Below are 13,593 nucleotides of genomic sequence, written 5' to 3' on the forward strand. Positions count from 1 at the left end.
TCCCTGCCAAGGCGGTGCTAGTCAAAGCGGATGAGCAAGACGGACAGCAGGCCGAAATGGCATGAATGACATTCTTCTGGGGCTGGCTCAGGCGGCGGAACTGATTGTGACGCTGAACGGTGATCTGGTTGAAATCACGGCATTATCCCTTTCGGTCAGCCTGACCGCCGCGATCATCGCGACGATCATCGGGTTACCCATGGGGGCGTGGCTGGCGATCAACCGCTTTCCGGCCCGCCGCTTCGTGATCGCGTTGTTGAACGCGCTCATGGGTCTGCCGCCCGTGGTCGTGGGGCTGATCGTCTATGTTCTGTTTTCCCGGTCCGGGCCTTTTGGCGTTCTGGGGCTGTTGTTCACGCCGACCGTCATGGTGATCGCGCAGGTCATCATCATCACGCCCATTGTCGCCTCGGTCGCGCATCAGGCGATCCGCGAGTTGTGGGCCGATTACCACGATCTGCTGATTTCGCTTCGCGCCAGCAAGGCGCAGCGCATCGGCACCCTGCTCTGGGACGGGCGGCGGGCGCTCATGACCGCCTCGCTGGCCGGGTTCGGCCGTGCCATCGGCGAGGTTGGCGCAATCATGATCGTGGGCGGGAATATCGACCATGCCACCCGTGTTCTGACAACCGCGATCGCATTGGAGACGGGAAAGGGCGAGTTTGCCATGGCGCTGGCGCTGGGGTTCGTCCTGATCGGGCTGGCAATTGTCGTGAACCTGTCAATTCACATTCTCTCGCGTACGGAGCGAAGCGCACGATGGTAGGGCAACGCAAGACCTGCTGGCTGGAGCTTGAGAACGTGACCCTGCGCCGGCAGGGCCGGGCGATCCTTCAGGATATCCGTTTTCGGCTCGATGATACGGGGATCGTAATCGTCATGGGCCCGAATGGGGCGGGTAAGACGACACTTCTGCGGGCGATACACGGGCTGGAGCGGATCAGATCGGGCACGATCAGATGGTGCGACGACGATCATGCCGACAGCCTGCGGCAAGCGTTTGTCTTTCAATCGCCGGTGCTGATGCGGCGCTCGGTTGTCGATTGCATCGCCTATCCCTTGCGGCTTGACGGCGTGGCGCGCGGCCCTGCGCGCAAGGCCGCACAGGCGGCGGCGCATGAGGTGGGGCTGACAGTGGACCTTGAGAAACCCGTGCGGGTGCTGTCGGGCGGCGAGAAGCAGAAGATGGCATTGGCTCGCGCCCTGATCCGCGCGCCCAAGGTTCTGTTTCTCGATGAACCCTGCGCCAATCTCGACGGGCGCGCGACCAAGGAAATCGAAGAGACACTGTGCCGCGTTCGCGATACCGGAACGCGCATCATCATGTCCACACATGATATCGGGCAGGCCCGCCGGCTGGCCGGGACAGTCTTGTTCCTGCATGACGGGCGCCTGGTGGAGCATGCCGAGGGCACGGCGTTTTTCACGGCGCCGAAGACCAGAGAAGCCCAGACCTACCTGACCGGAGGGCTTCTTCTATGATGCTGAAGAGACTTGTTATCGCCACCGTCGCGGTGATGATTGCCACGGCGACGCAGGCCGAAGTCCTGAAGCTGGCGGTCACCACATCCTTTGCCAATTCTGGTCTCGCTGATGTCCTTTTGCCTCAAATCAAGGACGATACCGGCATCAATGTGCAGCTCCTGATTGTCGGAACCGGGCAGGCTCTTGCGCTTGGCGCAGCGGGCGACGTTGACGCTGTGCTTGTGCATTCGCGCGCGTCGGAGGAAAACTGGCTCGCCGCAGGCAACGGCACCCATCGGCGCGAGATCATGTATAACGATTTTGTCTTTGTCGGTCCAAAGAACGATCCGGCGGGAGTGCGCAGCGCGGACACGGCGGTTGACGTGCTGCGGTCCATTTCCAACGCCGAAGCGCCCTTTGTCAGCCGCGGCGATGCCAGCGGCACGCACAAGATGGAGCAACGTCTTTGGGAAGAGGCGGGTCTCAATCCCGAGCGGGAAGGCTGGTATCGTGCGGTCGGTCAGGGAATGGGCGCGGCGCTCAATACCGCGGCGGGGATGAACGCCTATATCATGTCCGACAGGGCCAGCTGGCTCAAGTTCGCCAACAAGGCCGATCTGGAGATGGTGTTCGAAGGCGATCCGGTGCTGTTCAACCAGTACGCCTATCTGCCGGTGAACCCCGAAAAGCATCCTCATGTGAAGAACGATCTGGCGATGCAGCTTGAGGAGTGGCTGGTCAGCGATACCGGCAAGGCACTGATCAACGGCTACACGCTCAACGGTGAGCGGCTCTTTACCTTCAATGCCAAGGTCGAGTGACGCGCCCGCTGCCTCCGGCGCTGAGGTCGGGGGCGGCCTATTCTTCGGGGGTGGAGTGGATTGCGAGCTGGTCCAGCCCGGCCTCCGACGGCTCTATGAAGCGGTACTGTTCGCGCACGCCGGCGTCTGTCAGCTCCCTCGCCACGGTGAGCACGGTGTTGGGGGCGTGGTCGGCGCACAGATCGGCCGTCTGGTCCAGTTCCTCGCGCGCGACAGGCAAGGCCGCCTCAAGCGAGGGCGCGCCGTAGATTTCGACGAAATGACGGGCGAGCCCCTGTGCAAGACTGTCGTATTCCGCAGGTTCGATCCGGGTCACGGCGACAAACGTCACCCGGCCGAACGTTTCCACCCCAAGCCAGCCATTCGCGAACGCCTGCCGCGCCTTGCCGACGAGATCGCCCTCGGACCAGTTGGAAAACTCGAACCCTCCGGAAACAGCCCATTCCCCTGTGCGGGCCGGGGAGTGAAAGACGTTCATGTCGCTTTCGTCAAAATGAATTGCGCGTGCCAGATACATGGGTCAGTCCTTTTCCACCAATGCGGACAGCGGGATCAGGCGGGCATTCCCTTCTGCGGGTTTGATCAGCATACCGAAATCCTCGTCGACGCCAAGGAACGTGCCCTGCAGCCGTTCGCCTGGGATTGTGACCTGTGTCTCTTCGCCAAGGTGCCAGACCAGCTCTCTCCACTGGCGGTAAAGATTGGCCCGACCTTGTGGCTGATCAAGCTCATGCAGCCAACGGAGCGAATGGCGTGCCCATCCCTCCAGAAGAGAAACGGCATCCAGATCGTCGCAGCCCTCCTGCGCAAGCGAGGTCCAGTCCGGCGTCTGGCCCGGTTCCATGCGATCGCTGTCAGGCAGGCTCAGCGTCAGTTCGAGAGAGACCACAAGCCAGTTCGGGGTGGTATCGGGATCGGTGGTGGCGCCAATCAGACGCAGGCCGCCCGCATGGCCGCCGTTGATACGAAGGCTGCCCGACCATTCCAGATGCACCGCGGTCTCTGGTGGCACCAGCACGCCGAGAGCGTTTTGCAGACCCACCGCGCAGGCCAGAAATCCGGCCGCCGACCGCGCCAGCGGCTCCTCGGGGGCCAGAACGAGGGCCGCGCGGAGACGGTCGTCGGTGATCGACCATGGCAGGAGTCCGGCATCGGTGCCGCGCGCCGCCTCGGTACAGGCGATCTGAAGCGGGTTGGCGGGACCGGCCGCCAGCCCCTTGATCAGTGGCGGAAATTGCGGGGTCAGGTTCATGCCGTCCCCTCGGCGATCAGGGTCCGGGCAAGATCACGAAACGCGCTGGCCTGCGGGCTTGTGGGGCTGCTGACCACAACCGGCGCGCCGCCGTCTCCGGAGGTGCGGATCTCGACATGCAGCGGAATTTCCGCGAGCACGGGAACTCCGAGCTTCTCGGCCTCGCGCGTAACGCCGCCTTCCCCGAAAGTGTGTTCGCGGTGCCCGCAGTTGGAACAGACATGCACGCTCATGTTCTCGACAAGGCCAAGGATTGGTGTTCCGAGTTTGTTGAACATGTCGATCGCCTTTCGGGCATCGAGAAGCGCGATGTCCTGCGGCGTCGAAACGACGATGGCCCCGTCAACCTGCGCCTTTTGCGACAGCGTCATCTGCACATCGCCGGTGCCGGGGGGAAGATCGACGATCAGGATATCGAGCGCGCCCCATTGCACCTGAAAAAGCATTTGCTGCAAGGCGCCCATGAGCATCGGTCCGCGCCAGACCACGGCCTCGTCCTCCTGCGTCATCAGGCCCAGCGACATCAGCGTCACGCCATGGTTGCGCAGAGGCAGGATGGTCTTGCCGTCCGGGCTGGCGGGACGACCCGAGACGCCCAGCATGCGCGGCTGGCTTGGGCCATATACGTCCGCGTCCAGCAAACCCACGCGCCGCCCTTCGGCTGCGAGCGCCGTGGCGAGATTGGCAGAGACGGTGGATTTGCCGACGCCGCCCTTGCCCGAGGCGATGGCGACGATCCTGTCTACGCCGGGAATTTTTTCCGGGCCCTGCGGCTTCGGCTTTGCAGCCCCCTTCAGGTCGGGTGGATCGGGCGCGGCCGAATGGGCCGTCATAACCACGGAGACCGCCGCAACCCCCGGCAACGCCTTCAGCGCCGCTTCCGCGGCATCGCGGGCCGGCTCCATCGCCTTGGCGCGGGCCGGATCGATTTCCAGAACAAAGCGGACATTCCCGTCATCGACCGTCAATGCACGAACCATCCCGGAGGAGACGATGTCGCCGCCGCCGACCGGGTTTTCCACTGTGCGCAACGTCTCCAGAACGGTCTCTCGGGTGACACTCATTCGCTGGCGTTCCCTTTGATCTCTCCTTCGACAACATGTTCAAGATCAAGGCTGTCGCAGGTCAGCACCATCCTGATCTTGTGCGTCTTTCCGTCAGCCTCGGCCCCCGCCTCGCGCAGCGCCGCCTCGATCGCCTGTTGCGATGTGACTCCAACCTGCTTGAGAAACTTGCGCATGGACATGTTCATTTCTTCGTTCATCGTGAGTCTCCGATCCGGATTGAGTGATTGCCATGACACAAGCCCATTCCTAACCTGCTGCCATGGGAGATGAAATCATGCGAGCCATTCTGATCGCCTGCGCCGTGCTTTTGATCCCGGGGATCGCGTTGACCCAGGACGCGCGCCGTTTTCGCCTTGCAGTCGCGCCGGAGCTGGAGCGTTCGGGCCTTGTTCAGTATATCCTGCCACGGTTCTCGCTCAAGACCCAGCGCCACGCCGAGATCGTCAGCGACGCACCGGATGCGGTGTTCGGGGCAGGGCAGGGCAGGCCGGTGACAAGGCGCGGCGGGACGACATTCGGAATTGCCCTGACCGGAGAGAATGACGCCGCGCGTCGTTTCGCCGACTGGCTTCTTTCGGATATCGGGCGCAAGACGATCACCGCGTTCGAGCCTTCGGAGGGTGAGCCATTCACTGCGCCAGAGCGGAAAACAGAAGTGGCGGAGGTGGAGTTCGACGGCGATCCTGATCTGGGGAAGGACGTGGCAGAGGCGCATTGCACACGCTGCCATCGTGTCGCCGAGGAGGATCGCAGCACGATCGGCTCCACCCTGTCGTTCATGGGGCTGCGCGCGATGCCGGATTGGGCGCAGCGGTTCATGGCGTTCTACACGCTCAACCCGCACCCGTCGTTCGTGCGGGTCGAAGGGGTGAGTCCCCCCTTCCTTCCCAATCGCCCGCCCACAATCGCTCCTGTCGTTCTTACGCTCGGCGAAGTGGAGGCGTTGCTGGCCTATGTGGCGACGATCCCGCCAGCCGATCTTGGCGCGCAAATTCAGCATCAGTGATCGCGGCGTTTGCTCAGGTAATCCTCTGTCGTGCGCACAGTCTGCCGCTCTCTCGTGGCAAAAGGATTGTCGGTGCTGTGATACTGGGCCTGGATTCGGCAATCGTTGCACATCCGGATCAACCGGCCAGCCCCTTCCTCCGCGAACATCGAGTGTTTGCCTTCAAGCTTTTCGACAATCCTCTCCACGGTTGATTTCACACCGAACGGCGCGCCGCATTCGATGCAGCAAAATGGTTCTTCCTCGTGCAGGGTGCGCAGCTTCATCACGTCGTCGCTCGGATCGAACCTCGGCTCCAGCGCGATGGCGTTTTCCGGGCAGATATTGGCGCAGAGACCGCATTGCAGGCAGGCATCCTCCTGAAAGCGCAGTTCTGGTTTGTCCGGATTGTCCACAAGCGCCGCCGACGGGCACAGAGACACGCAGGACAGACACAGGGTGCAGACGTCCTTGTCGACGACGATCGCGCCGTAGGGCGCGTCCTCTGACAAGGGGACCGGCGTTTCCTGGTTCGGCATCAGCGCCTTGGCGGCCATTCGGGCGATCTGCCGCCGATCACCCATGAGAAGTTTGGGCGCTGCGTCCTGAGGTCGGACCTTGGCCTCAAAGAGCGCATCGCTCATCGCATCGGGGGTGCCCACGTCCAGAATAGCAATGCGCCCCGCGCCACCCATCGCCTCGGCCAGTTCAATCTCGGAGGCGATTGGCTCGCGCTCGGTCCGGGGGGCGGGAAGGATGCGAATGTCCGCAAATCCCATGGACAGGGCGGCCAGAATCTCGGCATGGCCGAAACTGGCAAGCGCGTCCACCGAAAGCGGCAGAACATCGGCGGGCAACCCGCGCCCGAAACGGGCGGCGAGCCGGATCATCTCGGCCCCGTGGCTGTCGTCATGCACCAGAAGGCGTGGGGCCTGTCCGCCGGCGGCAAGATAGGTTTCCGCAAGCGCGCGCAGGCGCGCCAGCACGGCACCGACGGGGGGCGCATCATATTTGATCGCGCCCGAAGGGCAGAGCGATGCGCAGGCGCCGCATCCCGCGCAGATCATCGGATCGACAGCGACATGCTCTCCGTCAGGTGAAATTGCCCCCGTCGGGCAGATATCCAGACAGCGGGTGCAACCAGTTTGCTCAGCGCGCGAATGGGCGCAAAGATGCGAGTCGAGCGCGAGAAACAGGGTTTTCTCGAAGGTGCCGATATAGTGTGCGGCGTCGAATGTCGCATCCTGCACGGCGCCGGCATGACCCGGATCGGCACGAAGGTATCCGTCGCGCTTGTGCGGGGCTGGGAAGAGTGGCGTGCCGCCCGACAGATCGAGGATCACATCGCATTCCGTTTCCGCGCCGTCACGGGGGGCGGTGAAGGTGAAAGCCCCGCGCCCCGCAGGCTGAAGAATCTGCAACTGGTCGATGCGCAGCCTGAAATGCCCCATACTGCCCTGCGCCCGTTTGAGACGACCGCGTATCACCTCGAAATCGCGGCTCAACGGGGGGTCCTCGTCGTCGGTTACCAGTACAGTCACCGCGAGACTCCGAGACAGCCGTTCGGCGACGGGATAGGCGATGTCGGCAGTACCCATCACCAGACACACGCCCTCTGATGTGACATCCAGCGATTTTGCCGTGGGTGTCTGAACCTGGGATTCGGCGATCAGAGCCGCCATTTTTGCCGTCGCTGACACGTCGTCGGACCACCCGGCGCGGTCGCGAATATCCACAAAATGCGGTATTTCGGATGTCAGTTCGGCGGCAAGCTCTTCAAATCGGGGCGCTTCCTGTTGGCAAGCCAGAATGGCGTCACCTTCCTGAATGAAACGTGCTGCGCTTTCGATCTCGGCTGTGCAGAGCGCGGAATGAACGCGAGAACAGCGTACCCCTGTGGCCTCTTCAAGAGCATTCGAATCCAGAGATTGCGATCCCGCGCAATCACATAAAATCAGTCGTTTGGCCATGGAGCCCTCCCCCCGATTGCAGCCGCAGGCACGTCATGTCTCAGCAGGTTCTGACGCTCGCCTTAGAATTTCATGGCGCAGACTCGGCGATGGTGAAAGGGCGATTCGCGAGAAAACCGAATTAAAAATCCAGAGTAAAACAATAGGAAAAGCTGTTTGGGACAATTCGCCCCTCAATTTGAACTCCTGCCACTTCAGAAGTGGACAATTTGTCCGCCGCATTGCGGCGATTTGCTGTTTTGAGAGCGGTTTGTGAATTTTGGCTGGACCGGATGCGCGCGGGATTCCTTTATGAAGAGAACGGTATGCAAATACACCGCAGAATCAGGGAGCAAATCAAAACACCATGACCATCGTGAGTGACAGCCTGCCGGTCGGTATAATCGTCCGAAGAAACCCCGGGATAACTCGGTGGGCGAAATGGGCGTGGCATCCGGTCGCCGTCATTCCCGGGGCGGGCCCTGCCGATTGGAAAGAGATGCGGCGCGAAGGGGACGCCGTGGAATACCACGCTGCCACGCTGTCACTCGATCTGTTCTCCTCTGATACGCAAGGATATCTTGTCGCTCTCTCATCGAAAACGCCGAGCGTTTATGCTGTTTTCCGTGACGAGTTGAATCCCGCGGCGCGGATGCCATGGAAGGCCGAGTTGATCACAGCCAACGCCTACGAAGGGCAGGGATATGCCGAAAGCGGAGATGGTCTTGTGGAACTGGTGCCGATGCCGCTTTCCTTGATCTCCTGGGTTCGCGACTTCGTTCATGCGCATCATGTGGAAGAGGATTTCGTCAAGCGCAAGCGCGACCGCACGCATACGGATTTGGTTGAGGACGGCAAGGGTGATCCTCGGATCAGGCAATTGTCGGATGTCTACCGGGCGCCGCACAATTCTGTTCGGGGGAAGTCGTGATGGGACGTGACGGCAAGGATTTCTGGTCACGCCGCCGCGCCGCGGTGCAGGCCGAGACGGAAGCGGAGGCCGCCGCAAGGCGCGCCGAAGAGGAGGCCCGTCTTCAGGATGAGATCGCGCGCACCGAGGCCGAGAAAAGCGATGAGGAGATTCTGAAGGAACTGGATCTTCCCGACCCCGACGGGTTGCAGGCGGGCGACGATTTTTCCGTCTTCATGCGGGATGCGGTTCCCCACAGGCTCCGCAACCGCGCGATGCGCCGGCTGTGGCGGTCGAACCCGGTTCTGGCCAACCTCGATGGGCTGGTCGATCATGGTGAGGACTATACCGATGCGGCAACGATCGTGCCGGGGATGAGCACGGCCTACGAGGTGGGCAAGGGCATGTTCGCCCATGTGGCGCGGCTGGCGGCCGATAAAGCGGCGATCACAGAAGACGATCTTGTCGGCGCGTCCGCATCACACACGCAAGCCACGCCTCTCGACGATGAGCCCGCGGCAGAAAATCCGAATCAACATGCGACCGAGGCACAAGCCGATGCGGTCTTTACCGACCCCGAAGACGTGCCCTCCCCACCGGTCTCGCGCCGCCATATGCGGTTTGCATTCAGCGATGAGTAAGAAGGACACAAGATGAGCGAAGCAGCCAGGATCGACCCAGCCGCAATCGCAGAAGAAGACAGGCTCCGCGCGGAACTTTACGATTTTCTCGCTGCCCTTCTGGCGCGCCCCCCGTCACAGGCGCTTCTGGACCAATGCGCCCGGCTGAGCGGCGACGGATCGCAACTCGGGCAGTCCGTTTCGGTGCTCGCAAATCTGGCGGGCAAAACCACCCAGAAGAAGGCAACGCGGGAATTCAACGACCTGTTCATCGGGTTGGGACGGGGCGAACTGCTCCCCTATGCCAGCTTCTACATGACGGGTTTTCTTCATGAGAAGCCTCTGGCGGTCCTGCGCAGGGACATGGCGGAGCGACAGATCGAGCGCGCGCCGAACGTCTATGAGCCCGAGGACAACATTGCCGGCCTGATGGAGATGATGGCGGGCCTGATCGAGGGACGCTTTGGCGCGCCGGCCTCTCTTGGCTCTCAGCAGACGTTCTTCAACCGTCATATCGCCCCTTGGGCACCGCATTTCTTCAGCGATCTGGAGGGCGCGAAGACCTCTGTCTTTTATGCCCCGGTCGGAACTGTCGGACGGATATTCATGGGAATCGAGCGCGAAGCCTTCCGGATGGGCGCAGGCTGATACGATGCAAGGCCGCTGGCCCCGGGACCAGTGGCACACTGAATGGAAATGGCACGTTACGAGGAGGAGCATGCCGATGTCGGATAAATCCAAACACGAAAACACGAACCGCCGCGATTTTCTCAAACTGGCCGCGACCGGGGCACCAGCCGCTGTCGCCGCCGTCGCCGTCGGATCAAATGAGGCCGAGGCCGCAACCACCGACACGGCCTCGTCGGCACTGTCGGACACCGCACATACCCGTGCCTACTATGAGTCCACACGGTTCTGAGAGCGATCGCCGCCGGACAGGGCGCGGGCCACCGCGCATTACCAAACCGGCTCAGGAAGGGAGATGAGGATGCTTAGAAAAAAAACCAACGGCATGGCGCTACATGCGCACCGGACGCCGCTTCTGTCTGCGGTCGCAGATAAATCCGTTGACCGGCGCGCATTCCTGCGCGGGTCGGGGTTGACCATCGGCGGACTGGCCGCCCTTGGCATGACCGGCGGCACCGTCACCCGCGCCCGGGCGCAGGATGCTGTCGGCCGGGCTGTCGATACGGTGAAATCGGTCTGTACCCACTGCGCGGTTGGCTGCACCGTTGTGGCCGAGGTCGATAACGGGGTCTGGATCGGACAGGAACCCGGTTTTGACAGTCCGATCAACCTCGGGGCGCATTGCGCGAAGGGCGCCTCCGTGCGTGAACATGCGCATGGCGAGCGCCGTCTGAAATATCCGATGAAAAAGGTAAATGGCGAATGGCAGCGTATCAGCTGGGAAGACGCCATTGAGGAGATCGGCGACAAGATGCTGGAAATCCGCGAGGAAAGCGGACCGGACAGCGTCTACTGGCTTGGATCGGCCAAGCACAGCAACGAACAGGCGTATCTGTTCCGCAAGTTCGCAGCCTACTGGGGCACCAACAACGTCGACCATCAGGCGCGAATCTGCCACTCCACCACTGTGGCGGGCGTTGCGAATACATGGGGCTACGGCGCCATGACCAATTCTTTCAACGACATTCACAACAGTCGGGCGATCTTCATCATCGGCGGCAATCCCGCCGAGGCGCATCCGGTCTCTCTTCTGCATGTGCTCAAGGCGAAGGAAGAGAACAACGCACCGCTGATCGTCTGCGATCCGCGTTTCACCCGCACCGCGGCTCATGCTGATGAATATGTCCGGCTCAGGCCGGGCAGCGACGTTGCGCTCATCTGGGGCCTTCTGTGGCATATCTTCGAGAACGGCTGGGAGGATCGTCAGTTCATCCGTACCCGTGTCTGGGGGATGGACCAGATCCGTGATGAGGTGAAGAAGTGGACCCCGGACGAAGTGGAGCGGGTCACCGGAGTGCCCGGCAGCCAGATGGAGCGTGTGGCCCGGACGCTGGCCAATAACCGCCCCGGCACCGTAATCTGGTGCATGGGCGGCACACAGCACACCACGGGCAACAACAACACACGCGCCTATTGCGTGCTTCAACTCGCGCTTGGCAACGTGGGAGTGTCTGGCGGCGGCACCAATATCTTCCGCGGTCATGACAACGTGCAGGGTGCAACCGACCTCGGAGTGCTTAGCCACGACCTGCCAGGCTACTACGGTCTGGCCGAAGGGTCATGGGCCCATTGGAGCCGAGTCTGGGAAGAAGACCTCGACTGGCTCAAAGGACGTTTTCAGCAGGCGGAAGGGGAGGACGGCAAGACCGTCAACCTGATGAACCGCACTGGCATTCCGGTGTCGCGCTGGATCGACGGCATTCTTGAAGACAAGGAGAACATCGATCAGCCTGACAACGTGCGGGCCATGGTTCTTTGGGGACATGCGCCTAACTCTCAGACCCGTATGACCGAGATGAAGACGGCGATGGAAAAGCTCGACATGCTGGTCGTGGTCGATCCGTATCCGACCGTCTCGGCGGTGCTGCACGATCGCACCGATGGCGTCTACCTGCTGCCGGCGGCCACGCAGTTCGAAACCCGCGGTTCCGTCACGGCATCCAACAGGTCGTTGCAATGGCGCGATCGCATCTTTGCACCGCTGTTCGAGGCGAAGACCGATCACGAGATCATCGCGCGCTTTGCCCGGAAGTTCGGTTTCGAGGACCGGCTGCTGCGCAACATCTCCATGGACAGCGAGCATGAGCCTAATATCGAGGACATCACCCGTGAGTTCAACAAGGGGATGTGGACCATCGGCTACACCGGCCAGTCGCCGGAACGGCTCAAGCTGCATATGGCCAACCAGCACACGTTCAACAGGACGACCCTGCGTGCGAGCGGCGGGCCGTGCGATGGTGACCACTACGGTCTGCCATGGCCATGCTGGGGCACCGCAGAGATGAACCATCCCGGCACACCGAACCTTTATGACATCAACACGCCGGTGAAAGATGGCGGTCTGCCGTTCCGCGCCCGCTTCGGGGTGGAACGCAATGGTGAGAATCTTCTCGCCGAAGGTGTGTCCAACCCGGGCGCCGAGCTTCAGGACGGGTATCCGGAGTTCACAATGCAGATGCTGATGGATCTGGGCTGGGATGGCGATCTGACCGAAGAGGAACGGTCTGTCATCGACGGGATTGCCGGCGCGAGCACCAACTGGAAAACCGACCTGTCCGGCGGGATTCAACGCGTGGCCATCGCACATGGCTGCGCGCCCTTCGGCAACGCCAAGGCGCGTGCCGTCGTCTGGACGTTCCCGGATCCGGTGCCGCTTCACCGAGAGCCGCTCTATACCAACCGGCGCGATCTGGTGGAAGACTACCCGACCTACGAGGACCGGAAGTTCTATCGCCTTCCGACGCTCTATGCTTCCATCCAGAAGCAGGACTTCAGCGAAGATTACCCGATCATCCTGACGTCCGGCCGACTGGTGGAATATGAGGGTGGCGGCGATGAGACGCGCTCCAACCCCTGGCTGGCCGAGTTGCAGCAGGACATGTTCGTAGAGATCAATACGCGCGATGCCAACAATCTGGGCGTGCGGGACGGCGCTCAGGTCTGGGTCGAGGGCCCCGAGGGTGGCAAGGTCAAGGTCATGGCCATGGTGACCGAACGGGTGGGTCCGGGCGTGGCCTTCATGCCCTTCCACTTCGGCGGACAGTTCCAGGGAGAGGACCAGAGATCCAAATACCCCGAAGGGGCCGATCCCTACGTTCTGGGGGAATCGACCAACACCGCGCAGACCTACGGGTATGACTCGGTGACCCAGATGCAGGAAACCAAAGCTACACTTTGCAAGATCAGCGCAGCATAAGGAGTTAAGAGAATGGCAAGAGCGAAGTTCCTCTGTGACGCCGAGCGCTGCATCGAATGCAACGCCTGCGTTACCGCCTGCAAGAACGAGCACGAGGTGCCCTGGGGCATCAACCGGCGTAAGGTCGTCACGATCAACGACGGCAAGCCCGGCGAACGGTCGATCTCGGTCGCCTGCATGCACTGCTCGGATGCACCGTGCATGGCGGTCTGTCCGACCGACTGCTTCTACCAGACGGAAGACGGGATCGTGCTGCACAGCAAGGATCTCTGCATCGGTTGCGGCTATTGTTTCTATGCGTGCCCGTTTGGCGCGCCACAGTATCCGCAGGCGGGCAATTTCGGATCGCGCGGCAAGATGGACAAATGCACCTTCTGCGCCGGTGGCCCGGAAGAGAACCACTCCACCGAAGAGTTCGCCAAGTACGGGCGCAACCGGATCGCCGAGGGAAAGCTGCCACTTTGCGCCGAGATGTGCGCGACCAAGGCGCTTCTGGCAGGCGATGGCGATGTGGTGTCCAACATCTACCGCGAGCGCGTGGTCGCCCGTGGCTTCGGGTCCGGTGCGTGGGGCTGGGGCACGGCCTACGACCAGAAGGCCAACTGAAGCCGGAGCATTGCGGGCGGGCTCTTGGATGCCCGC

At 62.0% G+C, this 13,593-nt stretch carries 15 protein-coding genes; 10 read left to right on the forward strand and 5 right to left on the reverse strand.

Going from position 1 to position 13,593, the window contains the following annotated elements; translation table 11 throughout:
• Positions 1-61 precede the first annotated feature (61 nt).
• Genes BMW66_RS06355 through BMW66_RS06365 form a run of 3 tightly spaced genes read left to right on the forward strand, consistent with a single transcriptional unit; the run spans position 62 to position 2,285 of the window.
• Positions 62-766: an ABC transporter permease gene (locus BMW66_RS06355; protein WP_093116609.1), complete on the forward strand. Its 705-nt coding sequence runs from the start codon at positions 62-64 to the stop codon at positions 764-766.
• On the forward strand, positions 760-1,482 hold the full coding sequence (locus tag BMW66_RS06360) for an ATP-binding cassette domain-containing protein (protein WP_093116611.1): 723 nt from the start codon (positions 760-762) through the stop codon (positions 1,480-1,482). The genes BMW66_RS06355 and BMW66_RS06360 overlap by 7 nt, the downstream gene beginning before the upstream one ends.
• Positions 1,482-2,285 (forward strand): ABC transporter substrate-binding protein, encoded by an 804-nt coding sequence (locus tag BMW66_RS06365; RefSeq protein ID WP_425441313.1) that lies wholly within the window; start codon positions 1,482-1,484, stop codon positions 2,283-2,285. The genes BMW66_RS06360 and BMW66_RS06365 overlap by 1 nt, the downstream gene beginning before the upstream one ends.
• A 37-nt stretch (positions 2,286-2,322) precedes the next feature.
• Here the strand turns inward: BMW66_RS06365 and BMW66_RS06370 are convergent, their stop codons facing one another.
• Genes BMW66_RS06370 through BMW66_RS06385 form a run of 4 tightly spaced genes read right to left on the reverse strand, consistent with a single transcriptional unit; the run spans position 2,323 to position 4,801 of the window.
• Positions 2,323-2,802 (reverse strand): DUF6505 family protein, encoded by a 480-nt coding sequence (locus BMW66_RS06370; protein ID WP_093116613.1) that lies wholly within the window; start codon positions 2,800-2,802, stop codon positions 2,323-2,325.
• A 3-nt stretch (positions 2,803-2,805) separates the two neighbouring features.
• Positions 2,806-3,537, reverse strand: a complete 732-nt coding sequence (locus BMW66_RS06375) for a biotin/lipoate--protein ligase family protein (protein WP_093116615.1) — start codon at positions 3,535-3,537, stop codon at positions 2,806-2,808.
• The gene (locus BMW66_RS06380) at positions 3,534-4,601 is read right to left on the reverse strand and encodes an Mrp/NBP35 family ATP-binding protein (RefSeq protein ID WP_093116617.1); all 1,068 of its coding nucleotides are present in this window, start codon (positions 4,599-4,601) and stop codon (positions 3,534-3,536) included. Before BMW66_RS06380 ends, BMW66_RS06375 begins: the two co-directional genes overlap by 4 nt.
• The gene (locus BMW66_RS06385) at positions 4,598-4,801 is read right to left on the reverse strand and encodes a DUF6494 family protein (protein ID WP_093116619.1); all 204 of its coding nucleotides are present in this window, start codon (positions 4,799-4,801) and stop codon (positions 4,598-4,600) included. Before BMW66_RS06385 ends, BMW66_RS06380 begins: the two co-directional genes overlap by 4 nt.
• A gap of 62 nt (positions 4,802-4,863) precedes the next feature.
• On the opposite strand from BMW66_RS06385, the gene BMW66_RS06390 reads away from it, so the two are divergent.
• Positions 4,864-5,610: a c-type cytochrome gene (locus BMW66_RS06390; protein ID WP_093116621.1), complete on the forward strand. Its 747-nt coding sequence runs from the start codon at positions 4,864-4,866 to the stop codon at positions 5,608-5,610.
• Here the strand turns inward: BMW66_RS06390 and BMW66_RS06395 are convergent.
• Complete coding sequence (locus tag BMW66_RS06395) at positions 5,604-7,559, reverse strand: 4Fe-4S binding protein (protein ID WP_093116623.1); 1,956 nt, start codon at positions 7,557-7,559, stop codon at positions 5,604-5,606. The two genes, BMW66_RS06390 and BMW66_RS06395, sit on opposite strands and share 7 nt — an antisense overlap.
• 346 nt (positions 7,560-7,905) lie before the next feature.
• Here BMW66_RS06395 and BMW66_RS06400 point away from each other — a divergent pair, with 346 nt between their 5' ends.
• From BMW66_RS06400 to fdh3B, 6 genes are all read left to right on the forward strand, one after another.
• Complete coding sequence (locus BMW66_RS06400; RefSeq protein WP_093116625.1) at positions 7,906-8,469, forward strand: DUF3305 domain-containing protein; 564 nt, start codon at positions 7,906-7,908, stop codon at positions 8,467-8,469.
• Positions 8,469-9,089, forward strand: coding sequence for a DUF3306 domain-containing protein (locus BMW66_RS06405; RefSeq protein WP_093116627.1), 621 nt, complete (start codon positions 8,469-8,471; stop codon positions 9,087-9,089). Before BMW66_RS06400 ends, BMW66_RS06405 begins: the two co-directional genes overlap by 1 nt.
• Positions 9,090-9,101: 12 nt before the next feature.
• Entirely contained in the window at positions 9,102-9,716 is a 615-nt protein-coding gene (locus BMW66_RS06410; RefSeq protein ID WP_093116629.1) for a TorD/DmsD family molecular chaperone, read from the forward strand.
• Positions 9,717-9,792: 76 nt separating this feature from the next.
• Entirely contained in the window at positions 9,793-9,987 is a 195-nt protein-coding gene (locus BMW66_RS06415) for a ubiquinol-cytochrome c reductase iron-sulfur subunit N-terminal domain-containing protein (RefSeq protein WP_093116631.1), read from the forward strand.
• A 69-nt stretch (positions 9,988-10,056) separates the two neighbouring features.
• Positions 10,057-12,951, forward strand: a complete 2,895-nt coding sequence (locus BMW66_RS06420) for a formate dehydrogenase subunit alpha (protein ID WP_093116633.1) — start codon at positions 10,057-10,059, stop codon at positions 12,949-12,951.
• A 12-nt stretch (positions 12,952-12,963) separates the two neighbouring features.
• Entirely contained in the window at positions 12,964-13,557 is a 594-nt protein-coding gene (gene fdh3B, locus BMW66_RS06425) for a formate dehydrogenase FDH3 subunit beta (RefSeq protein ID WP_093116635.1), read from the forward strand.
• Positions 13,558-13,593 lie beyond the last annotated feature (36 nt).

Origin of the sequence: Salinihabitans flavidus (assembly GCF_900110425.1) — a bacterium.
Classification (GTDB): domain Bacteria; phylum Pseudomonadota; class Alphaproteobacteria; order Rhodobacterales; family Rhodobacteraceae; genus Salinihabitans; species Salinihabitans flavidus.